The sequence below is a fragment of the Anaerococcus sp. Marseille-P3915 genome (genome assembly GCF_900258475.1).
GTDB lineage: Bacteria > Bacillota > Clostridia > Tissierellales > Peptoniphilaceae > Anaerococcus > Anaerococcus kampingae.
This window is the reverse complement of sequence record NZ_LT984888.1, coordinates 281,241-305,061: the sequence shown is the minus strand read 5'-3', so window position 1 is coordinate 305,061 and position 23,821 is coordinate 281,241. Positions and strand designations below refer to the sequence as shown.

Annotated in this window: 19 protein-coding genes; 4 read left to right on the top strand and 15 right to left on the bottom strand. The window is 36.6% G+C overall.

Going from position 1 to position 23,821, the window contains the following annotated elements; genetic code table 11:
- Position 1 precedes the first annotated feature (1 nt).
- Genes C8269_RS09080 through C8269_RS09070 form a run of 3 tightly spaced genes read right to left on the bottom strand, consistent with a single transcriptional unit; the run spans position 2 to position 3,810 of the window.
- Positions 2–2,017: a carbohydrate ABC transporter permease gene (locus C8269_RS09080; protein WP_106461399.1), complete on the bottom strand. Its 2,016-nt coding sequence runs from the start codon at positions 2,015–2,017 to the stop codon at positions 2–4.
- Positions 2,018–2,023: 6 nt separating this feature from the next.
- Complete coding sequence (locus C8269_RS09075; protein ID WP_106461398.1) at positions 2,024–2,428, bottom strand: hypothetical protein; 405 nt, start codon at positions 2,426–2,428, stop codon at positions 2,024–2,026.
- A gap of 50 nt (positions 2,429–2,478) precedes the next feature.
- Positions 2,479–3,810, bottom strand: a complete 1,332-nt coding sequence (locus tag C8269_RS09070; RefSeq protein ID WP_106461397.1) for a sugar ABC transporter substrate-binding protein — start codon at positions 3,808–3,810, stop codon at positions 2,479–2,481.
- 188 nt (positions 3,811–3,998) lie between these two features.
- On the opposite strand from C8269_RS09070, the gene C8269_RS09065 reads away from it, so the two are divergent.
- A complete protein-coding gene (locus tag C8269_RS09065) occupies positions 3,999–4,643 on the top strand; it encodes a hypothetical protein (protein ID WP_106461396.1) in 645 nt (214 codons plus the stop codon).
- A gap of 88 nt (positions 4,644–4,731) precedes the next feature.
- A complete protein-coding gene (locus tag C8269_RS09060) occupies positions 4,732–5,817 on the top strand; it encodes a DUF4317 family protein (RefSeq protein ID WP_106461395.1) in 1,086 nt (361 codons plus the stop codon).
- Between the two features lie 249 nt (positions 5,818–6,066).
- Here C8269_RS09060 and C8269_RS09055 read toward each other — a convergent pair whose 3' ends face one another.
- The 10 genes from C8269_RS09055 to C8269_RS09010 all read right to left on the bottom strand — a co-directional run bounded on the left by C8269_RS09055 (position 6,067) and on the right by C8269_RS09010 (position 19,668).
- The gene (locus C8269_RS09055) at positions 6,067–7,170 is read right to left on the bottom strand and encodes an ABC transporter ATP-binding protein (RefSeq protein ID WP_106461394.1); all 1,104 of its coding nucleotides are present in this window, start codon (positions 7,168–7,170) and stop codon (positions 6,067–6,069) included.
- Between the two features lie 2 nt (positions 7,171–7,172).
- On the bottom strand, positions 7,173–8,048 hold the full coding sequence (locus C8269_RS09050; protein WP_106461393.1) for an ROK family protein: 876 nt from the start codon (positions 8,046–8,048) through the stop codon (positions 7,173–7,175).
- Positions 8,033–9,490, bottom strand: coding sequence for a glycoside hydrolase family 32 protein (locus tag C8269_RS09045; RefSeq protein WP_158698403.1), 1,458 nt, complete (start codon positions 9,488–9,490; stop codon positions 8,033–8,035). Before C8269_RS09045 ends, C8269_RS09050 begins: the two co-directional genes overlap by 16 nt.
- An 8-nt stretch (positions 9,491–9,498) precedes the next feature.
- Complete coding sequence (locus C8269_RS09040) at positions 9,499–11,115, bottom strand: extracellular solute-binding protein (RefSeq protein ID WP_106461391.1); 1,617 nt, start codon at positions 11,113–11,115, stop codon at positions 9,499–9,501.
- A 3-nt stretch (positions 11,116–11,118) separates the two neighbouring features.
- A complete protein-coding gene (locus tag C8269_RS09035; RefSeq protein WP_106461390.1) occupies positions 11,119–12,006 on the bottom strand; it encodes a carbohydrate ABC transporter permease in 888 nt (295 codons plus the stop codon).
- Positions 12,007–12,008: 2 nt separating this feature from the next.
- A complete protein-coding gene (locus C8269_RS09030) occupies positions 12,009–12,950 on the bottom strand; it encodes an ABC transporter permease (RefSeq protein ID WP_199792198.1) in 942 nt (313 codons plus the stop codon).
- Positions 12,951–12,974: 24 nt separating this feature from the next.
- Entirely contained in the window at positions 12,975–13,940 is a 966-nt protein-coding gene (locus C8269_RS09025; protein ID WP_106461389.1) for a LacI family DNA-binding transcriptional regulator, read from the bottom strand.
- 639 nt (positions 13,941–14,579) lie between these two features.
- On the bottom strand, positions 14,580–16,190 hold the full coding sequence (locus C8269_RS09020; RefSeq protein ID WP_106461388.1) for a glycoside hydrolase family 13 protein: 1,611 nt from the start codon (positions 16,188–16,190) through the stop codon (positions 14,580–14,582).
- A 112-nt stretch (positions 16,191–16,302) separates the two neighbouring features.
- Complete coding sequence (locus tag C8269_RS09015; RefSeq protein ID WP_106461387.1) at positions 16,303–17,271, bottom strand: 3-hydroxyacyl-CoA dehydrogenase; 969 nt, start codon at positions 17,269–17,271, stop codon at positions 16,303–16,305.
- Between the two features lie 132 nt (positions 17,272–17,403).
- The gene (locus tag C8269_RS09010) at positions 17,404–19,668 is read right to left on the bottom strand and encodes a phospholipase D family protein (protein ID WP_106461386.1); all 2,265 of its coding nucleotides are present in this window, start codon (positions 19,666–19,668) and stop codon (positions 17,404–17,406) included.
- A gap of 108 nt (positions 19,669–19,776) precedes the next feature.
- Here C8269_RS09010 and C8269_RS09005 point away from each other — a divergent pair, with 108 nt between their 5' ends.
- Complete coding sequence (locus tag C8269_RS09005) at positions 19,777–21,261, top strand: hypothetical protein (RefSeq protein ID WP_106461385.1); 1,485 nt, start codon at positions 19,777–19,779, stop codon at positions 21,259–21,261.
- An 82-nt stretch (positions 21,262–21,343) separates the two neighbouring features.
- Here the strand turns inward: C8269_RS09005 and C8269_RS09000 are convergent, their stop codons facing one another.
- Complete coding sequence (locus C8269_RS09000; protein ID WP_106461384.1) at positions 21,344–22,216, bottom strand: LysR family transcriptional regulator; 873 nt, start codon at positions 22,214–22,216, stop codon at positions 21,344–21,346.
- Positions 22,217–22,321: 105 nt separating this feature from the next.
- On the opposite strand from C8269_RS09000, the gene C8269_RS08995 reads away from it, so the two are divergent.
- Positions 22,322–23,356, top strand: a complete 1,035-nt coding sequence (locus tag C8269_RS08995) for a YeiH family protein (RefSeq protein WP_106461383.1) — start codon at positions 22,322–22,324, stop codon at positions 23,354–23,356.
- Positions 23,357–23,461: 105 nt separating this feature from the next.
- Here the strand turns inward: C8269_RS08995 and C8269_RS08990 are convergent, their stop codons facing one another.
- On the bottom strand, positions 23,462–23,680 hold the full coding sequence (locus C8269_RS08990; protein ID WP_106461382.1) for a hypothetical protein: 219 nt from the start codon (positions 23,678–23,680) through the stop codon (positions 23,462–23,464).
- Positions 23,681–23,821: the final 141 nt, after the last annotated feature.

Here is a 23,821-nt window from a genome sequence, read left to right as displayed (position 1 = left end):
ATTAATACTCCTTAAAGGCTGATGATTTCATGTAACCTATGAAGGAAATAACTATAAGTAAGATTGAAATAAATACAGTTATGGCAGCACCTATAGCTTGGTACTGACTATTCATAGTTAAGTTATAAATGTATGAAATCAAAATATCACTTGATCCCGCTAAGTTACCATAAACCTGTGGATTGAAAGGTCCACCGCCGTTAAATAGGTAAATTATTGAGAAGTTGTTGAAGTTAAATGTATATTGGTTGATTAGCATTGGCGCTATTTGGAAGAGTACAAGTGGAATTGTAATCTTGGCTGTTGCTTGCCAACCTGTTGCTCCATCTATACTTGCAGCTTCGTAGAGGTCTTTTGGAATGGCTTGTAATACTCCTGTTGTGAGTAGGAAGATGTAGGAATGACCCAACCATCCTTGGAGGAGTATGAGGGCAGTTCTAGTTTGAACTGTGTTATTTTTGATATCTAAGCTTACATTAAAGACCGAGTTTATCGCCTCTGTTATTACACCACCACGGCTTGTCATGATTGAGAAGAACATGATTGTGATGAAGGCTGGTATTGCCCATGGCAATAGGTAAACTGTCCTAAATACCTTTTTAGCCTTAATTCTTTCGTTATTTACCATTAGAGCAAAGACAAAGCCTAGAACTATTGCTAGGGTTGATGCACCTAGTGTCCAAATTATTGTCCAAGCAAAGATATGCCAGAAGGCCTTTCCTGCTATACCTTGACCCTTTGCTATGGTTAGGTAGTTGTTTAGTCCTATCCATTCAAATTTGTTTTGGTGTTGTGGGTCCATGTTGGTAAAGGAAATTAGGATGGCTGTGATAATTGGCACCATTACTATAAATATTATTACTAGTAGGGCTGGTGTTGAAATCAAATATGGGAAGCCATCTGTTCTCATCATCTTCTTTGTTTCAAAAAATGAGTTTGGTCTGATACCCTTAAGCTGGTCTTTTTCTGTCTTGTGGGCATCTTTAAAAGAAAATACGTATATTGCCATAGCAAGTACTACAAATACTATAGCAAGTACACCCTCAATCATAAAGATGATTGACCTATCTAGTCTCTTGCCGCCTTGGGCTAAAGATACTAGACCTGCTATACCTTGACCTTGGTAGTTACCGAAGCCTAGGGCATATGGTAGGGCTATTAGATAGATAAATAAAGCTCCAAGGAAAAACATTATTGCCTTTTGCCATTGGCCGTTTAACAATTGGCCAAGCCCTGGAATAGGTGCTGATAGTATGGATTTGATTGCACTTTGGTTTTCTACTTCGACTGGTGTCCTACGTCTGATGTCAGACCTATCTTCTTCCAAAATCTTCATTGAGTGCTTGTAATCTTGTTTAATCTTGTACTTTAGAGAATCTATTTCTTCTTTGATAGATTTTTCTGGATTTCTGTAGTCAATTTTTAGATTTTGGTCTTTGAATTTTTGTTTTAATTGTTCTTTGGTTGCCTTGTAGGCTTTCTTTGAGATCAGACCTTCTTTGAAAGATTTTTCTAAATCTTTTAGGTCTTTGTCATATTTTTCCTTAAGGGTAGCTCTATCTTCTTCGATTAATTTAGCTTCAGCCTTGATATTCTCATCTGTTAGGTTCTTTAATCTTTCGTTAGCATTTGCTAGTTGGTCCTTTAGGTATGAATCATGTTTGATTATCTCTGGAATAGCCGTAAGGTCTAGTTCATTTAATTTGTAATCAAGAAGTGAGTCATAAGAAAGTTCCTTATTTGCCTCATAGAAGTCTTTCATCTTACTAGCAATCTGACTTTTTTGATGAAGAACATTTAGGTATTTCTCCCCATGAGAACTATTATCTTTGACTGCTTCTTTGATAGCTGTATCTAAGAGTTTTTTCTTCTCTTCTTTATATTCCTTAACTTTTTTATTATAAGGGTGGTCAGCCTTTGAGTACTTATTATTGCCTTCGATTTGATCAATTATATATTGATTCTTTCTTGGATAAGTCTGGCCCCTCCTATCATAAAGGTTTTTTTCATAAGTCATATTCTTTTACCTTTCTTGCCTTGTGATTACTATTAATAGGGCTATATCGAGTATTAGGCCTATATAATAAAATACTGAGCCAAATGAGAATTGTAGGAGGTGATTAATTATTCCAATTAAAGTCATTCCTCCAAAAAATATCTTATAAAACATATTTATGCCGTATTTTTTAATAGTAAAAAAGGTGTATAGGGATATTACTATTGGATTGATTACCTTTATAAATAAGTTAAATATCAGTGCATTGAGGTAATCTCCATAAGTAAGCTCCTGCTTTACTTTTGCGATTGTACTATAAATATCTGGGTCTTTTGCCATCATCATTGTCTCAAGCGAGAAGTTTAGAATCAAAAGAGCTGATATTATCAGTATCTGGTAGAGAAATCTTTCTCTTTTTTTTGCTATATCCATAATACTTGAATAAAGGGCAATCCCTAAGGATCACCCTCTATTTAATTTAATTATTTGTTAAAGTTAGCCATCATTGAATCAAATGAAGCTTTTATTTCTGCATATGCTGCCTTTTCGTCTGCTGGTTTTACAGAGTTCCAAGATAGGATTGCATTTTTGTAGGTATCCCAAACATCGCCCCACTCTTTGAATAGTGGTCTAGCTGGAGCTTCTTTGTAAGAAGCGATTGTAGCTTCAATGATGTTCTTGTCTGTATCTGAAAGATCCATTTCTTTATATTTTTCTACTGGTACGTTTTCAAGAATCTTACCTGAAGCCTTGTATAGGTCTGCTGCAAATTCTGGGTTAACAATTTCTTTGATCATAGCTTCTGCAAGAGCTACCTTGTCAGCATCTTCTTCTATTCTAGCGTTCATTGCAAGTCCCCAACCACCTTGCCAGTGTGTTAGTGGTTTGCCTGCCAATGTTAGTTGACCGATTGGATGAATTTCTAGGTTGCCTTCGCCTGCTTGTTCGCCTATAGCAGCTGCATCCCATGGTCCACCAAGTCTAGCAACACCGCCGTTGCCTGGTTTGAATGTATCATCTATATAACCCCAACCTGCATCAGCATCAAATAATTGTGTGCCAGCTTCGTTGTGTTTTTTCCAATAATCGAAAAGTGCCTTAACTGTAGCTTGTTTTTCTGGTTCAAGCTCATCCCATTCTTTAGTAAAGTCTGAGTAAAGTGTTCCGTCTTCTTTTTTGCCAAGAAGTTCGATATTTGAAGAGTTAGTAGCAGCAACGCCGTACCAAGCATCAAATAATGGGAATAAAACTGTAGATTCATCTGCAACATCTTCAATTTCGATAGGTTTAGATAGGTCTACGTTCTTTTCTTTAGCATTTGCTGAGTTTACATAAGTGATAAGTGTTTCTATATTGAATGGGAAAGCAAAATATTCACCATCTATATTGAAGTTTCCACCTAATCCCTTATCAAAGTCATCCCAACCACCGATTTCTTCAGCAAGTTTTTTAGAATCAATTGCGCCAAGTACGTCATTACCATGTAAACCGTAAAGTCTATCTGCAGGAATTGCAAAAAGATCAGCAACGTCTTCATTTGTAGCATCTGTAGAATCGATAATATCTAAGTTGTCAAAAGAACCAACTGTTTTAATCTCGATATCTGCATTAGGGAATTGTTTTTTAACACGTTCTGCTGCAGCTTTGTAATAATCTACCCAACCTTCTTCAGCTTGAACTGTTAACTTTGTAGCAGCATCGGTATTAGCAGCTTCTTTAGTATCTGCTCCCTTGTCCGCTTCTTTAGCTCCACCACAAGCTGTAAGAACTACAGCTAAAGATAAAGCCATGAGTGACTTAAACTTATTTTTCATGTATTCCTCCTGTGATTTCAAGTGAAATCGTATTCTTTATATCCATATTATAGCTTATATTTTCGATATTGTCAAAAATTTGTCTTAAGTATATTAGTTTGTTAACTCACTCAAAAAATAAATTCCGCTTGAATCTTTATAGATTCAAACTTATAATATAAAAGCAAAGAAAAATCAAAGGAGAAAATATGTCAAAAACACTCGGACCCATCCATTATATGATGTATGAAAAAATAAAATTCCAAGATAAAATTACAGACTACCTAATGGATGGTCATATTCAAGATATAAAACCAGATCCAGTTTCAACAAAGCCCCTAGAAGAAATTCTAGATCAAGAAAATATCCACGGATATTTGCAAGAAAAAATAGATATAGTCGAAACAAGGCTAGCCAAAGCCATAAAATTAACCAAAGACCCTGATGAAAAATTATACAAATTAGGACAGGAGTGTGGCAAGGACAAAGACTTTTCAAGCTTTGAACAAGTATTTAAAGCCCTAAACACCTATCTCCTAGATGGGATGCCATGCGATCAGGGCCTAGCAGCCATGGTAGATGGAGAAAGCCTCTACCTAATCACAAATAACAACCTCCACTCTAAATACGATGAGGAAATAGACCTAGAAAAGTCAAAAGAAGCGACATGTGAGGGAGGCCACGGCCACGATCACCATGAATCCTTCGAAATCCAGGAAGGAAATCTTGACCTAAAAGAAGAACAATCCACCTACCACACCCACCGCCTAGCCTTTCTAAAAGGCTACTTCAGCGATAGCCCTTATAAGGTAAGCCTTGTAAATGGCATAAATTACAAAATATCACCAAGATAAAAAATCGCCCTAGCTTATGCCGGGGCGATTATTAATTCTACCACTCAAATAGAAGAAGAAAATAGTATAATAAAAGCCGAGGTGAAACATGCAGAAAAAAGAAATAAACGAAATCAGAAAAATAATCAGGCCTGACCAGTCAAGACTTGATACCATCTATACTTACTATATCAATGCAGAAGGCGAGATAATCTTTGAAGATGCCTTCGCCTATGGTCTTTTGACCATTAGAGAAAAAGACCTTTATGATGAAATTTTCAAGAAAGCTCTCTCGGGCAATCTCGAGAAAAATCTCCTAAACCTAGAATTTACTGGCAAATACGAGACAAATTCCCAGCAAGAACTCTTCTACCAAATCTCAAAAAATAACGAAGAGACAGATATAAATAAACTCGTAGAAAAAATAAGAGGGACCTATCAGACAGATGGCAACTACGCCATAATCCTAGGCCACGGAGTCTATGATGTAATAGAAAAGGCCCAAGACGGATCTTATTCAGGCGATAGCGAAGAGACATATTCCTTCTTCATCCTAGCCATCTGCCCGACAGCAAATCCAAAAGCTAAGCTAATCTATGACCAAGAAGAAAGGAAATTTTCCGAAAGCGAAAACAAGTCTACAGTCAAGGCCCCAGACTTTGGCCTGCTTTACCCATCCTTCACAGATAGGCAGGCCCACATCTACGAATGCCTCTACTATGTCAAAAACAACAGCAAAAGAGACGAGGCCTTCGAAGAAGAAATCCTGGCCTGTACTATGCCAAGCAAGGTAGACTACCAACAAGACTATTACAAAATCCTAGTCGAAGAATCCCTAGAAGATAAGAAAACCATCAAAAACCTGGTAATCCTCAATGACAAGCTCAAAGAAATGTCTGAAGAGGCCAAGGAAAGCGAGATAATCCCAACACTCGAAAAAGAGGAAATCAAAGAAATCCTAGAATCCCTAGGCGGCAAGGAAGTCGAAATAGAAGAAGACACCAAGCTGATAGTAGATAACATCCTAGCCAAGGACTACAAGCTAGTCTCAGATACAGGCATAAAAATCACCATCCCAGAAGATGAAATCACAACAATCAAAGAAGAAAAAATAGACGGCAAATCCTACATCCTAATACCAGCCACAGGCATGGATTTAAATGGGATAAGGCTATCTAAACCGTTAGAATTTTAATAATTTGAAAATAAAGCAAAAGCCTGCCTTAAGTATCTTTTAACCCCCTACAAAATCTTTAAGCTTCTCGACTAGGCTCGAAGCAAGGGAGTTTGGAAGCTTTTACGAGCTTTCTTCTTTACCCCTTATCGTAAACAAAGTTGTCATATCTATTACGTACACTCAAATACTATAAAGTTATCTAAATAAAAAAAATCCCCTTGAATCAATAATAAATCTTAGGGGATTTCGGGAGGGATACATATATTTTTATTCTTCTACTAGGTGTCTAATCAAAGAATGTCCGTCTTCCTTATCAAAATATTTTATTTTCTCAGCATTAAAACTGATATTTATAAAGCTATCCTTAGTATAGGATTCCTTATCGCCTTTTATGATGAATTCCTCATCTCCTATGCTTGCATAAAAGATTGTGTCAGAGCCTAAAAGTTCTGATAATTTCATATCAGCGTGGTACTTATTACCATAGTCAACTTCTGTGCTTATATCTTCTGGCCTAATTCCAAATATCAATTCTTTTCCATCATAACCAAGGTCTTTTAGTTTTTGATATTGATTTTCTGGAATCTTTATGGCTAAGTCTTCGCCTTTTCTTAAATAGCCATCTTCAAGCCTTGCTTCTACCAAGTTCATAGCAGGTGATCCTATAAAGCTTGCCACAAAGGTATTGGCCGGGTCATCATAAAGTTCTATTGGGCTTCCAATTTGCTGGATGAGTCCTTCATTCATTATGACTATCCTGTCAGCCATGGTCATGGCTTCTGTCTGATCGTGGGTTACATATATTGTTGTGGCATCTAATTGGTCATGGAGCTTTGATATTTCAGCCCTCATTTGCATACGAAGTTTTGCATCAAGGTTTGATAGGGGTTCATCCATTAAAAATACCTTGGCATCCCTTACTATAGCACGACCTAGGGCCACCCTTTGTCTTTGACCACCAGATAGGTCTGCAGGTTTCCTGTCTAAATATTCATCAAGACCTAGGACTGCACTTGCTCCCCTTACTTTCTTGTCTATCTCATCTTTTTTATATTTTCTTAGCTTTAAACCAAAGGCCATATTGTCATAGACATTCTTGTGTGGGTAGAGGGCGTAGGATTGAAATACCATTGCAATTCCACGGTCCTTTGAAGGAACCATATTCATAAGCTTGCCATCTATATATAATTTTCCCTTTGTAATATGCTCAAGTCCTGCAATCATCCTAAGTGTTGTAGACTTACCACATCCTGATGGACCTACAAAGACTATAAATTCCCCATCTTTTATGTCTAGATTAAAGTCTTTTACAGAATAATCAGTCGCCTTGTCGTATTTTTTATAAACATTTTCTAATTTTATATCTACCATAATTATCCAACCTTTTCTCTTGCCTTATCTCTTGCCAGGAGGAGTGCTCCGATTATTGCAGACTCGCCATTTCTATCAGGTTTCACGATGTATTTATCTACATTTTCAACTGAGATATAGTCATTCATTAGTTTTTTATAATTATCTCTAACCTTTTCTATTAGGCCTTCTTTTTGAATAACACCACCACCTAGGACTATCACGTCTGGGTTAAAGGCTAGGACTGTATTATAAACGCATTGACCTATATAGTAGGCTTCTATATCCCAAAACTTATCTTCTATAGGTAGGTCCTTGCCTGGGATTCCAAATCTCTTTTCGATGGATGGACCAGATGCAAGACCTTCAAGGCATGTCCCATGAGCATAACATATTCCTTCAAACTTATCATCTGGATGCTTATTTACAATCATGTGTCCAAGTTCTTGGTGGCCCCTTCCTCCTATAAAGTCCTTATTTTGTATAACTCCTCCGCCTACTCCTGTACCAAAGGTGTAATAGGCTAGAGAATTTTGTCCCTTGCCTGCACCTTCTTTTAGTTCACCATAGGCTGCTGCATTGACATCTGTTGTAAGATATACATCTATACCAAGTCCCTTTTCTAAGGAACCTACAAAATCAAAGTTTTGCCATCCTTTTTTTGGAGTGTTTAAGATGTAACCATAGGTCTTAGATTCTGGATTTATATCTACTGGACCAAAAGTTCCAAGGCCTATAGCTTTTAAAGCCTTATCATATTTGCCAAAGAAGTCTATCATTTCTTTGATATTTTCTTCAGGAAGTGTGGTAGGAAATTGAATTTTTTCTATAATATTAAAATTTTCATCACTTACGGCACAAATCATCTTTGTGCCGCCAGCTTCTATTGCTCCATACATTTATTCTCTCCCAGCAGGTCATAAATTCTTATCTCGTCAAGCAAATCTTTTTCTTCTATTATTATCCTATCCAATTCACTATCAGAATAATAGGTATTAGATATGGAATAATCATCATTGATATATACTTGAATTGATGACCTATCCACTATGATTTTAAATTTGTTCTCATCATTAAAGTCTAGATCAAAGGATTTTTTATTGATATCAAAACCATGTTCTGTCTTTATCTTATAGGCCATCTTTGACCTATCAAAACTTGCCTTATTATTTGCTAAGTCAAAGTTAAAATCAAAGGCTTCTTTATCATTTGCAAGGCTTAATTTTAAAAGCCCTCTTTGCTTTGTTTCAAACTCTATGAAATTGCCATTTTCTAAGCTAATTGGCCCTTCGCTTATTTTTTCTTTTTTAACTAGGGTCTTTTTTGCTAGGGCTTTTGGGTGGATGGTTCTTTTTATCTTGCCATCTTCTTCAAAAATTAATTGAGGAATTGTCATCTGTCCCATCCATTTATGGCCTTCTTCTCCTGGTATTAGGCTTGAGCCCCAGGCTTGGTTCCAAGCTATGGCAAAGTAGTCACCATCTTCCTTGGCACTTTGAGGAGCATAATAGTCAAAGCCAAAGTCCATCTCTCTAGTAGATTCTGCCAGGAATTTGTAATTATCCCAATCCATCCTTCCTTCTATTAACATCGTCTTATGTGGATGTTTTTTGCCTTGGTAATTGTAATTCATGGCACTTACTAAGAGGACCGCCTTATTATCTTCAAAGAGTAAAAGGTCTGGGCATTCTGCCATATCCCCTAGATAGGCTTCATCTGATATGAGTATAGACTTATAGGTCCAAGCTAGCATATCTTCTGATTCATAAAGGAGAACTGTACCTATTTTATCATCTGTCTTTGTTCCTATCACTGCATAATACTTGTCATCTTTCTTGAAGACTTTAGGGTCTCTGAAGTCTTCTTTTGAGATATTAGCTGGCAGATCTTTTTCATCAAGAACAGGATTATTGGCATATTTTTCAAAGTTTATATAATCTTTTGACTTAGCTATATTTTGATTTTGTCTTACCTGACCGTGGTCAGTTTCTGTAAGGTGGCCTGTATACATTAGGTAGAGCTCATCTTCTACAAAGATTGCAGATCCGGAAAATACTCCATTTTTGTCATAGGCCATATCAGGGGCTAGGGCTACTGGTAGGTTTTCCCATACTAGTCCATCCTTAGTCCTTGCATGACCCCAATGCATAGGGCCGTGGCAAGCATCATAAGGATAGTGTTGGTAGAATAAATGATAATATTCATCTTTTACACTGACCCCATTTGGATCATTAATCCAACCTATAGGTGCGGCGTAATTTATTTTTGGGAAAAACTTTTTATTAATGGACTCTTTATTCTTTTCTATAAATTCATTTGCGTTTTTCAAGTTAAATTCCATTATTACCCCTACTTTTTCTTGTAATCGTCGAAGTTTCTTTGTTTGATTTCTAGCCATTCTTCTAGGCCAAGTCGTTTTAATTCTTCCTTATAAGCATTCCAGCTTTCATCTGTTATTCCATTTTGGATAAACTCTGCACGACTTCTTTGGATGTATGGTTTGAGATCTGCTTCAATTTGAGCTAGTCTTTCTAGGTCCTCTTTGCTTGCAAATAATTTTGGATAAATTTCATCCTTTTCTGCATAAGGAGTATATTTTTCTTTTAATATATCTAGTCTCCATTTAGCATCATCTGGCATGGTTGTATATTTATCATAGTATTCATCTAGAATTGCAAGTGGGCCACCTACTTCTGTCTTTTGTCTTAATTCTCCAGGAGCTGTTCCATTTAGTGGAAGATGCTTAAGCATTGGCTCTCCTGCATCATTTTTAGACATTTCGAAGATGTTTTGTTGGTCTTCATCACCATAGGTTCCCCAGTTGTTTTGTACTGATTGAAGAGGCTCATACATTTTGTCAATCCATTTTGCTGTTAGCTCTAGATTTTTGTTTGCTGATGTAATTACTAGCCTATCTCTTGAAAAGCCCATGTTATTTGTCCTTGTTACTCTCTTTACTCCATCTGGACCTTCCATTACATCCATGGCATCGTAGGAATCATTCATTCCACTTACATTTCCCTTATCCCAGGTGAAATACATACCATATCTCATATCCTTACCCTTGGCTATATAGGTGTTCCAATCATGTTCAAAGGCTTCAGGGTCTATTAATCCTTCATTATATAGGTCATTCATATATTCAATTCCTGCCCTATATTCATCATCATCTGCTGTAAAGTTTAGCTTTCCATCATTGCCTACTACTAGGTGTTGGTCATTGTCCCCATCTCCTCCAAAGGCTGCCATGATAAATTTAAAGTCTTCATTGCCATCGGCATCTATAAAGGAGAATGGAATCTCATCTTTTTCGCCATTACCATTTGGATCTTTATCCCTAAAGGCTATGAGGGCTTCTTTAAGTTCTTGTGGATTTTTAGGCATTTCTAGACCTAATTTTTTTAGCCATTCTACATTTATCCATGGAATATCATTTACAGTATGGATTGATTCCTTATCATTACCTAATTCTTCTATCCATGGGAAGGAATACATCTTGCCATCAGGAGCTACCATCATGGCCTTATATTCTGGATATTTATCATAAATTTCCTTTAGATTTGGCATATATTTTTCAACAAGCTCATCAACTGGCACTATTACACCTGAATCTGCCCAAGTCATTAGGTCAGCATCACTTGCTTCTGAGTTCCAAATAAAGTCTGGCAAATCACCTGCAGCTATATCTAGATTTCTCTTTTCTGCAAAGTCACTGTTATAATTTGTCCAGTCTATGTGAACATTTGTATCTTCTTCTAATCTCTTATAAATTAGTTTTTCATTTGGGTCTTCTGGTGCTAGAGGTGAACTAGATGTGATACCTTTTAGGCTCACCTTATCTTTTAGCGGAAGGCTTACATCTGTAAGGCCGTAGTCTTCACTACTTGTTGTCTTAGATTCTTTAGATCCACAACCTACTAGTAAGGCTGGTATTGTTAAAGCTATAATACATTTTTTAATATTCATAATTTATCCTTTCACTGCTCCTACTGAAATTCCTTTTTCAAAATATTTTTGGAAGAATGGGAACATAACTATTAATGGTACACTGGAAACAACGATAGTAGAATACTTAACTAATTCTGCTATTTTCTTTAGTTCAGCCATAGCTGTTTGCTGGCCAATCATATTCATGTTTGGTTGGTTTTGAACCAAAATTTTTCTTAAAACTATTTGCAAAGGCTCTAATTCTGGTGATTTAATATAAATCATTGCATCAAAGTAACTATTCCACATTCCAACAAAGGAATATAAGAATATTACAAACATAATTGACTTAGATAAAGGCACTATAATTTTTGTAAAGACTTGGATCTCACTTGCTCCATCTACCTTAGCTGCCTCAATCATCTCTTTTGGCAAAGTTTTTATATAAACCTGAGCCAAAAACAAGTTAAAGACTGATAAGCATCCTGGCAAGATCAAAGCCCAAACAGTATCAAGCATGCCGAGATTTTTTACAAGCAAGTAGGTTGGAACGAGACCTCCACCAAAAAACATGGTTATTACAAAAAATACATAAATTCCCTTTTTAAAAACAAGGTCATCCCTGCTCATTGGATAAGCAGCCATCATTGTTACAACAACATTTAAGGTCGCAAAGCCAAATGAGTAGATTAAAGAGTTGAAAAATCCCCTTAAGATACTCTTATCACTAAAGACCCTCCTATAGCCTTCTACAGTCCAGTCTGCTGGATTAAGACTAACTCCCTTGCTAAGCAAGGTATCAGGTGCCATAAAACTTGCCAGCAAGACATAAATCATAGGCACAAGGATCAAAAGCAAGATGATTACTAAGCAGATAATATTTATTCTTCTGATATTCTTATCAACCCTAGTCATAGAATTAACATTCATATTTACCCCTTCTTCTTTTCAATCTTATTCACAAACAAGTAAGTAACTGCCAATAAAATAAAGTTAATAACTGAGTTAAAAAGTCCTACAGCTGTTGAATAAGAATAATTTCCTTGCTGTAAACCAATCTTATATACATAGGTAGAGATAATCTCTGAAGTAGGTAGGTTAAGAGAAGTCTGCATTAAGTAAGCCTTTTCATAGCCGATACCCATGATTCCACCCACAGCCAAAACAAAGTTTACAATCATAATTGGCTTTAAGGCAGGTAATTCTATATTTATAATCTTTTGGAAAAGATTTGCCCCATCAAGTTCAGCAGCCTCATACAAATCTGGTGGAATACTAATTAAGGCACTGGTATATAGGATAGATGCCCATCCCATGCCCTGCCAAATTCCAGAAGCAATATACAAGGACCTAAAAGACTCTGGATCAGTTAGAAATTGTGGTGGCGTAATCCCCATACTCGTAAGAATCCTAACAATAGGACCATTAGCTGAGAAGAACAAAAACACCATACCAACTATAATAACAGTAGAGATAAAGTTAGGTGTATAGAGGATAGTTTGAGCATATTGCTTAATCCTATCAGACATCAATTGATTTATCATCAAAGCTAAAATAATTGGAGGGAAAAATCCCCACAAGAGTCCATAAATAGAAAGCTTCAAAGTATTTACAAGCAATACATTAAAGTTTGGTGAAGTTAGGAAATTTCTAAAGTGTTCAAAGCCAATCCATTGACTTCCCAAAATCCCCTTCAATGGGTTATATTGCTTAAAGGCAATCAAGATTCCATACATAGGTATGTATTTAAAGATAAAAGTAATCAGCAAAGCCGGTAAAAGCAGCAAAAATAACTGATATTGATCTTTAAGTCGTTGCCAAATAGTCAGTTCTATTTCATCGTCTGCATTAATCATATTTTTATTTTTTTTCATAAAAGCCTCCTTCCATAAGTTTAATCATTTAGTCGTTCCACCCTCCTCGAACCTAACTTCTACATAAGAATTAGCGTAATAATTCTCATCTTCAATATTTTTAAGCAAGATATCCACACTCCTTGTCGCAATCTTTTCAACATCTTGGACAATAGTAGAAACCATATAAGATCTCTCTTCGCTAAGCTTGATTCCATCAAAACCAATCATCTGGTAATCGTCTAAAACTTCCTTACCAATCGCTTTTAAAATCTCAATAACATCCATGCCCACAAAGTCATTAATAGTAAAAATTCCATCAATATCAGGATTTTCCTTAAAAATTGCATAAATCTGATCATCAAGTCCCTCATAAGGCTCAAGCATATCAATAATGTGATAAGATATCTTATTATCCTTACAAAAATCTTCAAAACCTCTTCTTCTGTCCATGGTAGCATTCATAAATTTATTATGACTTCCCACATACAAAAGCTCTTTACACCCCTTACTATCCAAGGTTTTAGCAGCTAAAAGGCCACCCTCGTAGTTTTGACTAGCCACAAAATTAATATTCTTATCAAACTTTCTGTCGATACTTACGAAAGGTAAGTTGGAATTAATATAAACTTCAATATCAGAATAGGAAATCGCTATTATCCCATCGATCATATTCTTCCTAAGCATCTGCAAATATTGGATTTCACTATCTTCACATCCATTGCTATTGCACAAAAGAAGCTTATAACCCCTCTTTTGTAAAAGTTGTTCTACATGAAAAGTCATCTCTGAAAAAAACGGGTGCCAAATAGTAGGAATAATTAGACCAATAGTATTAGTTTTATTATTCTTAAGACCACTAGCTAGGTCATTTTTTTCATAATTAAGCTTCTCAATAGCATCCATCACCCTCCTATAAGTCTCAGGCTTAACCTCCCTTCCATTAATAACATTACTCACACTTCCTAAGCTAACCTTTGCCTCGTTAGCAACATCCTTCATAGTAGCCATCTTATAACTCCTTTATTTTATCTTGAATAAAATTTAATAATTGAAACGTTTCAATTATATCATAAAAAAATATATCTTGCACTTAAATTTTTAAAATAATAATTTGTAACGTTTCAAAATTTATCCAAAATAAAAATCCTAGCTTAAACTATATGAGAATTTATTTTTGTAACGTTTCATTTATTACAAGTCCATTATATGATAACATTTTCATCTTGTCAAGAGTTTTTTTGAAAAATCTTAAGTTTTATGGTGGGAAGCTTTTCAAGCTTCATTCTTTACCCCTTGTCTCGAGCCTAGCCGAGAGACCTATTACGGACACTCAAATTTCAAAATAAGCCTAAGAACGATAATTTGAAACATCCGAAGGCTTGTGAAAATTAAACAAAATCCTGCCCTAAGTATTTTTTAACACCTTGCAAAACTTTTAGGCTTGTCTCCTAGAGCCGACGGGCTTGTCACTGGGCTCGAAGCAAGGGTGTGGTGGTCGAAGATAAGGAAGTTTCCCTTGGAATGAAAATAGTGAGTAATTAAAAAATTTAACATTAAAAAATCTCTTCTATATATAGCCTACATATTGTCCCAAAATCTCCATCAAAAAAACTAGTCAAGATTTTACCTTGACTAGTCTTTTTTTGCTTATTTAATTTTCACACAGAAGGCGTCCCATGGGGCTAGGGTTTTTCTTTCTTTTACTTCTTCCACATCTGTGTTTGCTATTATTATTTCTTGGTAGGTATCCTTTAGTTCGAAGTTTTGCTCTTCTCCTGATAGGTTTACTACTACCAAATATTTCTCATCTTCTGTGCTTCTGTAGTAGGCAAATACCTTATCTGCTGTTTCTATTAGATCAAAGTCAGCATCTATTAGCCAATCATTATTTTTCCTCAAGTCTACTAGCTTTTTGTAGGTGTAGTAGATTGAATCCTTATCTGCTAGGGCCTTTTCTACGTTTATTTCCTTATAATTTGGATTTACTGCAAGCCAGGTCTTATCTGCATTTGAAAAACCTGCGTTTTTGCTAGCATCCCACTGCATTGGTGTTCTGGCGTTGTCCCTGCCTATTACTGATATCCTGTCAAGGATTGCCGCCATGTCTTCGCCCTTTTCTAGGCACTCATTGGCATAATTTATTGACTCTATGTCCTCAAAGTCGCTTAGGTCCATGAATGGGTAATTGGTCATGCCTATTTCTTCTCCCTGGTAGATGTAAGGAGTTCCTCTCATTAGGTGGAGGAGGATGGCGAAGGCCTTGGCTGATTTGACTCGGTTTTCTCCCTCATCTCCCCATAGGGATAGGACTCTTGGTAGGTCGTGGTTTTCCCAAAATAGGGAGTTCCAACCCTCACCTGGTGCAAGTTTATTCTGCCATTTGGCGAAAATTTGCTTTAATTTCTTCACATCTAGGTCTTTTTTGTAGAACCATTTTGCTTTTCCCTCTTCGTGGGATAGGCCGATGTGTTCAAATTGGAAGACCATTGATAGTTCTTTATTGTCTGGATTTGAATATTGTTGGGCAATTTCTGGGCTTGCTCCCCAGGTTTCGCCTACTGTAAGTAGGTCGTACTTTCCAAAGGTAGATGCGTTCATTTCCTTTAGATAGGTATGGAGCATTGGGCCATTTTCCCTGATTTCCTTATCAGGTACCTTTCCCAAAAGGTCGATTACATCCATCCTAAAGCCACCGATGCCCTTGTCTATCCAGAAATTCATCATGTCGTAGATTTCATGGCGGAGGTCCTCATTTTCCCAGTTGAGGTCTGGTTGCTTTTTGGAGAATAAATGGAGGTAATATTGACCAGATTTTTCGTCATATTGCCAAGCTGATCCTGAAAAAGCTGATTCTAATGAGTTTGGCTCATCTCTCCATATATAGAAGTCTCTCTTTGGGCTGTCTGGATTATCCCTTGCTTCTATAAACCAAGCGTGCTCATCTGATGTGTGGTTTACAACTAGGTCCATGATTATCTTGATGTCCCTCTTGTTTGCCTCGGCTAGGAGGGTGTCCATGTCATCCATATTGCCAAAAATATCTGCTATATCCCTGTAGTCTGAAATATCATAGCCATTATCATCCATCGGGCTCTTGTAGACTGGAGATAGCCAGATTGCCCCGATGCCTAGGTCCTTGAGGTAGTCAAGCTTGGAGATTATTCCCTTAAGATCTCCCATGCCGTCCCCGTTAGAATCCATGAAGGACCTTGGATATATTTGATAAATTGTATTCTTATGCCACCAATGTTTTTTCATATTCATCTCCTTTGTTTTTTCTTTCCTTTTCATTGTAATCTATTCGGGCCTAAAGTTCTAGTTTTATATTTAGCTTAAAAAACGAGGATAGAAATCCTCGCCTTTTAAGCTTTTATTTGATTTTTCTACCCTTTTCGTCGTATTTGTAGAAGCCTTCACCTGCTGCCACGCCAGTTTTACCTGCTTCTATCTTTTCCTCAAGCATTTTTACAATCTTACCTGCCATTGTAGATGGGTCATCTGCCCCTTCCTTGTATTTTGCAAGGTTGTATGGTGTCATAAGGCCTATAATATCTAGGATTTCAAAAGGTCCTCTTGGGGCTCCTGCACCAACTTTCCAAGCCATGTCTACATCTTCAAAACTTGCATATTCGCCTGCTACTAGCTCTTGGGCTGCACTTAATAGTGGTACTAGGAGGGAATTTAGAAGATAGCCTGGCCTTTCCTTTTTGATTACAACTGGAATCATGGTGATTTCTCTGGCATAGACTTCCACAGCTTCTCTTACCTTATCAGATGTTTCTGGTGTTACCATAATCTCTGCAAGGTTATTTCTCCAGATGTGGTTGGCAAAGTGGAAGTGTAGATAATTTTCAGGTCTGCCTGCATCATCCTTAAAGGTTGATGGAAGCATGGTTGATGAGTTGGAAGCTAGAATTGTATCAGCTCCTAAAAGGTCCTTAATCTTTTTAAAGAAGTCGTGTTTTACATCTGCCACCTCAGCTATAGCCTCGATTACAAAGTCTGCCCCTTCCATGGCCTTGGCCAAGTCTGTTTCGTATTTGATTGATTCGTAGGCCTTTTTTACATCCTCTTTTAGCTTATCAATCTCTTCTGGGCTAATATTTTCAAAATCTTCTATCAAAGCCCTTGCATAATCTGGATTTTCCTTGCCAATTTGAGCCTTGGCATGATCAAGCTCTGCCAGATAGGTCATATATAATTTTTCAATTTTTGGCTTAGCTCTACCGATTGATTCCTCGCTTCTTAGCCAAAAAGTAACATTTTTTCCTCTATAGGCTGATTGAAATCCGATTTGACTACCTAGGACTCCACCGCCTGCAATTACAATATTTTTCATCGTATCTCCTCTCTTTTCTCTTATAAAATTACCCCAGAATATTCCTTCTAAACACTTGTTGCCATAAAATAAATATCTATAAAAGCTTCTTGCTTTTAATTTTCATAATAATTTACAAGGCTCTTATAAAAGTCAAAGACGGAAGCTTTCCTGATTTCTAAATAACCTCTCAAAAAAGGACTTTTTCCTGGCAAATGGGTTTTCAACTTCAATCCAGGCCAAAAACTTAGCCGTATCAAGCTCTATATTTACAACTCCGTGCACGCTTCCCACACAGACTTCCTGAGGGAGGGCATCTGCATAAATTTGCCCTGTGGATGCCCCGTAGGTCCTGTAGGATTCGTTAAGTTGGCTGATATTGACAAAAAGATTGCCAGTTTCTTCATCGTAGACAAAAAGATCCCTAGAACCACGGTATAAATTCTTCCACTTTTCCTTATTAGCTTCTGTATCGTCGTTGTATTTCTTTTCTGGGAAATATCTAGGCAAGGGCAGGTCGGCCTCTTCGTAATATTCTTTTAAAATTTCCCTAGAATTGTATAAAAAGTCAAAATTATTGTCTTCATTATAGATGTCCCGCTTGTAGGCATCTTCACTTTCAAGCCTTAGGGCCATCCTATAGCAAAAATCCAAAAAGAGAGTGTTGTCAATGCTTTCGTAAATATTTTTATAAAGACTAGCCGATTCTTTTGATTTTTTGAGAACCCTATCAATTATCAAGTAATAAGACCTCCTCCTAGCCTCTTTAGGAAGGGCATAGGACTTTGTATTAGTAGTTCCAATCATAATCGGATAGGGGTTATTGTTCCTAATACATAGGTTAGAAGTTGTAACAATAAATTCCCTACCGTATTTTTCATTGGTAAAAAACTCATTGTCAATCTCATCAATTAGGATTGGATTGACATTTTCCCCGCTAATCCATCCTTGCAAAGTATTAATTCTATCTACTTTTTGGCCATTTTTCTTAATTCCTAAGAGGTCCTTCCACTGATAAAAGCCACCCTCATTAATTCCAGTAAGCTTAGACATTATCGCAAGCAGAGAAGATTTACCAGAACCAGCTTCCCCTCCAATAAAAATAAATTGGGGAATATCCAGCCTATTTTCAACGATTTCTATTTGATCTCTAAGCTCATAAATAAAAGGAGCAGTAAATATACAAAGAATACTTTCAAAAATCCTCTTTCCATAATCATCAGTATAAGAATTGGCATAAGATTCAAAGCCCTTCATATAATCATTTAAATATTTTAAGGACCTAGCAAGGTCCTCTGGGCTTGCCTTCTTGCCAAAGGATATAAATTTTTTGGAATTAATACTAGACCTTACAAGTAGTCCTGTTTTATCCTTTTTAGAATTTCTCAAATCCCTTTTGCTATAAAGCTCAACCCTTTCAATATCAGACCTTACCTCAGCTTCCTTAACACTAATCTTTTCCACCCTCTTTCTGACTTTTTTTCTAATATCCTCCTTAGAATAAAGAGTAGGTTTCTTCGTTCTCTTATTAATCAATTCCTTGCTAATTTCAAAAGCCTCTTGCTCTGCCTCGGCCTCTCTTTTTTCAGCCTTCTTTTTCATAGACCTATCACTTTCAATATCATCAAGCTCGCCAATGACAGAATCTTTACAAATACCTATGGCAATCTTATCTTTCACATCCTCGATTATATCAAGTACAGCTTTTTGTTTGATATTTGCAAGGTCTTCGTTAGAAATGATAAAGACCTCATCAGACGTAATCTCATCAATTGAAGAAATATTTTTAAAATTCCTTGCATTAATCTTTTTAATCTCTTTTGGAATATAATCAGTCAAAACCTTAGACAGACTTTCTCTATAATAAGCCATATAGGAATCAAAATAAGAAGAATCATCAAGGATAAGGATATTTTCAAATTGCATAGAATCCTTATCAAAGGCCCTATTAGAAAGATTAGCAGAACCAAGAATAAGCCTCTTATCGCCCTTATCATTCCACAAAAGATAAAATTTCGAATGGATTATATAACTTGGAGAAATCCAAACTTTAAGCGCACCCATATTCAGATTAAACTTAGATCTAATATCCAAATCATCAAAAAATTTGATAGGATCACCCTGAATTTGCTTAAGGATATTTTCTTTCAGATGCTTGGCAAGTCTATTAATAGAATCCTTGATATAGTCATTATCAATGCCAATAACCAGCTCAGAAGACGTAAAATCTTTTAAATATTTATTAACAAAACCAGGAGAAATCGAATAAGTAACGCCAATAAAATAATCAAATTTTTCCTTATCGAAAATATCCTCTATAGCAAAGTCCGCCTCCTTTCCATCCTTTAAAATATGTATAGTGTTAATTCTGTAATCATTGCTAAAATCATCTAAAAAGCTCAAATTCTTAGAATCCATGGTCCCTCCTTTTCACAACTTATATCTTAGTAAATAGATACCCCAATAAAAGTTTTTAAACAAAGTCGCAATATGATATAATAGAATAAAATAAACTAAGGAGCCACCATGAAAAAGAAAATATTTGGTATACTTGCCCTAGCCTTTATCCTGTCATCATGCAGTATGGTGAAAAATGACATAGATTTTCTCCTAAGACAAGGTAAAATCCGTGCAGGCAAGGCCAGCGAAGACTACGCCAAGGACATCCTAGGCGATGACTACTTTGATTATGAAAATGAAGATGAAGATATGCTCGAAGATGAAGACTTGGATGAAATTGATAATGACGAAGACATCCTAGAAAAGGATGAAAATGGCAATGCTACTATAAAAGATGGCCAAGATACTATCAAAAAGAACAACCAGTTCGACCTTTTTGCAGACCTTCAGGGTAAAATCCTCTACGATTGCCTGGTAGACAGCGGTGAAAAAATATATTTCCGCAAGGATGGCAATTTTGATGGTTCATGCTACTATGGCGATGGTCAAAATATGTCCTATGCCCTCTTTAAGGGCCAATTTGCTAACCCTAAAAAAATCGACGATAACACATACACGGTAAGGCTAACAAAATTCTCCTACCAAACCCCAAAATCAGGCAGCTTTGAAGAAAATGGCGTCACAACCAAATATGTGGATGCACACAACTTTAACCAAGGCATGCTAGGAGAAGAATTCACCTTCCATTTGCCAGCTTCAAAGATTACAGACCTAGAAAATAAAGGCTACACAGTAGATTTATACTACAAACCAGACTATCCAGATGGCAAGGCAGGAGCCTACATGCTATCCAAAAAGCACCACAAAGAATACACCGACATCAAAGACCTAGTATTCATGAAAGAATATCCAGATGTAAAAAAAGGAAACATAGACGAAAATAACTCAAACGTCTTTGAACTAGGCAAGCAATTCCCGAAAATAAGCAACGAAGAGCCAACAAGCCAGGCCAATGCCCCAAAGAAAACACAAGGCATAAACGACAAAACAGAAGTATTCTTCAGCCACTCTGACCAAATATGCATGTCAGAAATGATTCTAGAAAATTACAAAGAAGAGAAAAAACAAGCCATAGGCGGGGTCAAAGACCTAGAAGGAAGCCTAAAATTCCTAGACACCGGCTCACATGTCCTATACAACCTCGAGCAATCAAAAAACTTCAAAGATATGTTCGAAAATAAAACCCTATCAGACATAGATCTAGATAGCAAAGACAAACAGCCTATCATCAAGGTCTTAGGCAACATAAGAGACAAAAAAGAAATAAAACCAAAATCTGACACAGACATCAAAATCACAACCTACACCCTCCTAGCCTCCAAAAGAACAGGAGAGAAAATCCTAATCAGCCTAGACTTCTGCGGAGACATAGACACAGCCACCTTCATCCAAGAAGATGGAAGTGAACTAGTCAAAACCTGGGCCATCCCAATGGGAGTCTACAAAATAAAAGACAAAGACCTAGGAGAAGTCACAGTCTACAAATTCGCCGCCGGCGAAGGCACCCAACAAGCAGCCTATGAGATATACGGGGATACTTACGGGTTCTAAATTTATGCACTAAAAGAGGGAGCTTATTTAAGCTTCCCTTTTTTAATACTAATTACTCAAAACAAGAACACACATCTTTTTCTTACAATTTTTCAGCTATTTCTAAATACAAATCCAAAAATATGGAGTTCTTGCTGGCCACAATGGACATATCATGGGTCAGATTAAAATCCTCTAGATCTACAATCCTAAGCTCCTTTTCCCTTAATTCCTTTTCAACACAAGACTCAAACAAGAAGCTAATACCGCAGTCTGCCTTAAGAAGCTCAACAATAGCGTGCATATTATTAATCTCAATAATATTTGCAAAATCCTTTGTATCTATATTATCCATATAGAGGAAATTTTTGAGAATGGCAAGAGTACCAGACCCCTCTTCTCTTATAATAATCCTCTCATCTAGCAAATCAGTCAGCTTTGTGATAGGTCTTTGAAAAACATGGTCCCTGTGGCAAATACACTGGACCCTATCGCTCTTATATTTTTTGACAAAATAATCCTTGCCATCCAAAAACCCCTCAATAATTGCAAAATCAATCTTCCCACTATCAATATCCCTCAAAATCTCATCGGTATTTTCATAATAAATATGAAAATCACAAGCCGCCTTCTCCTTAATCAAGGCAATTAGTTTATCAAGGACTATATACTCACCAACCGACCTCGTAAAACCAAGAGAAATCTTCTCCCCCTGGGATTTTTTCTTGCCAAGGATCTTCTTAAGCCTATGCTCGTCATTTGACATAGAAAGGAGCGCCGCCCTTAAAATCTTGCCCTGGTCAGTCAAAGATAAACTTTTCTTATTCCTACAAAAAAGCTTACAATTATAATAATTTTCCAAATATTTAATATGCTGAGATATGGCAGGCTGGGTAATATTCAGACTCTCCGCCGCCTTAGTAAAATTAAGATACTCACACACCGCCAAAAAACTTTCAATTCTAAAATCCAACATAAAATCCTCCCTAATAATCATAACAAAAATTTATAATATAGTAAATAATTATAATTTTACATTATGATAATCCCCTGCTATAATAAAAAAACGGAAGGAGAAAACATGACAAAATCAATAGAAAAAAATATAAAAGGAATCATACTCTGCCTCCTAATAGCAAGTATATCTCAATTCATAGGCAAAAAAGTGCCCCTAGTAGGACCTGCAGTATTTGCAATACTCATAGGCATGGTCCTCGGTCAAATAATCAAAAACAAAACACCCTACATGGACGGAGTAAGATTCACCTCCAAAAAAATCCTACAATACGCCGTAATCCTCCTAGGATTCGGACTAGATTTAGGTCTAGTATTAAAAACAGGAAGAGAATCACTACCAATCATCCTATCAACCATATCAAGCTCACTATTAGTAGCATTCATAGCCAGCAAAACAGGCCTCATCAAAGACCACATAGCAACACTAGTTGGAGTAGGTTCATCAATTTGTGGAGGATCCGCCATAGCAGCCGCCGCACCAGTAATAGATGCAGACGAAGATGAAATCGCCCAAGCCATATCAGTAATATTCTTTTTCAACATCCTAGCCGCTCTTCTTTTCCCAAGCCTAGGACAGTTAATCGGCTTTAGCCACGCCAACGGTCACGCCTTTGGAATATTTGCTGGATCAGCAGTAAACGACACATCATCAGTCACAGCCACAGCATCCACATGGGACACAATATTCAACCTAGGAAGTCAAACCCTAGATGAAGCAGTCACCGTCAAGCTAACCAGGACCCTCGCCATAATCCCAATATGCCTAGGCCTAGCCTTCATAAGAATGAAAAAAACAGACACAGATGATAGCAAAAAAATATCCATCAAACAAATATTTCCATTTTTCATAATATATTTCATAATAGCAAGCCTAATCACAACCATAGCCCTCGCCAAGGGAGTAGACATAGGATACTTCAAACCCTTCAAAGACCTATCCAAATTTTTCATAGTAATGGCAATGTCAGCCATAGGCTTCAACAGCGACATAGTAAAACTAGTAAAATCAGGCTCCAAACCCCTAGCCCTAGGAGGAACATGCTTCATAATCATCACATCAATAACCCTAATAGGAGAAAAACTCATCGGGCTGTTGTAGGCAAAAATAAATTAAAATAGAATTAATATTAGTTAAATTCACCCACTAAAAGAGGAAGCTTATTTTCAAGCTTCCCTTTTTTAAATTACAAAAAAATCAATATAATTAGTCAGACAACTTCATATTAAGAATAGGCACCTCGTAAGTTTTTTCCTGGTATCTTTGAGAATAAAAAACATCCTCTGCATAAGATAAAAGCTTATCTTTCCTATCCTCAGATAAAGAATCAAAAATATATAAAATATTATCCCTACTAGATAAGTCCTTCTTAATCGCCTTCCTAGACTCACGGAAATCCTCAAGTACCTTATCAATATCTTTCATAATAAATCCTCCTTGTAAGTTTCTTAATTCAATTGTACATTAAGAGTCTAATAAGTCAAGAGTAAGTGTCTTTTTATGTGTCTAAAGTTAATTGAACTAGAAAATAACCAGCAAAAAAGCCAGGGGATGTATACAAGATAC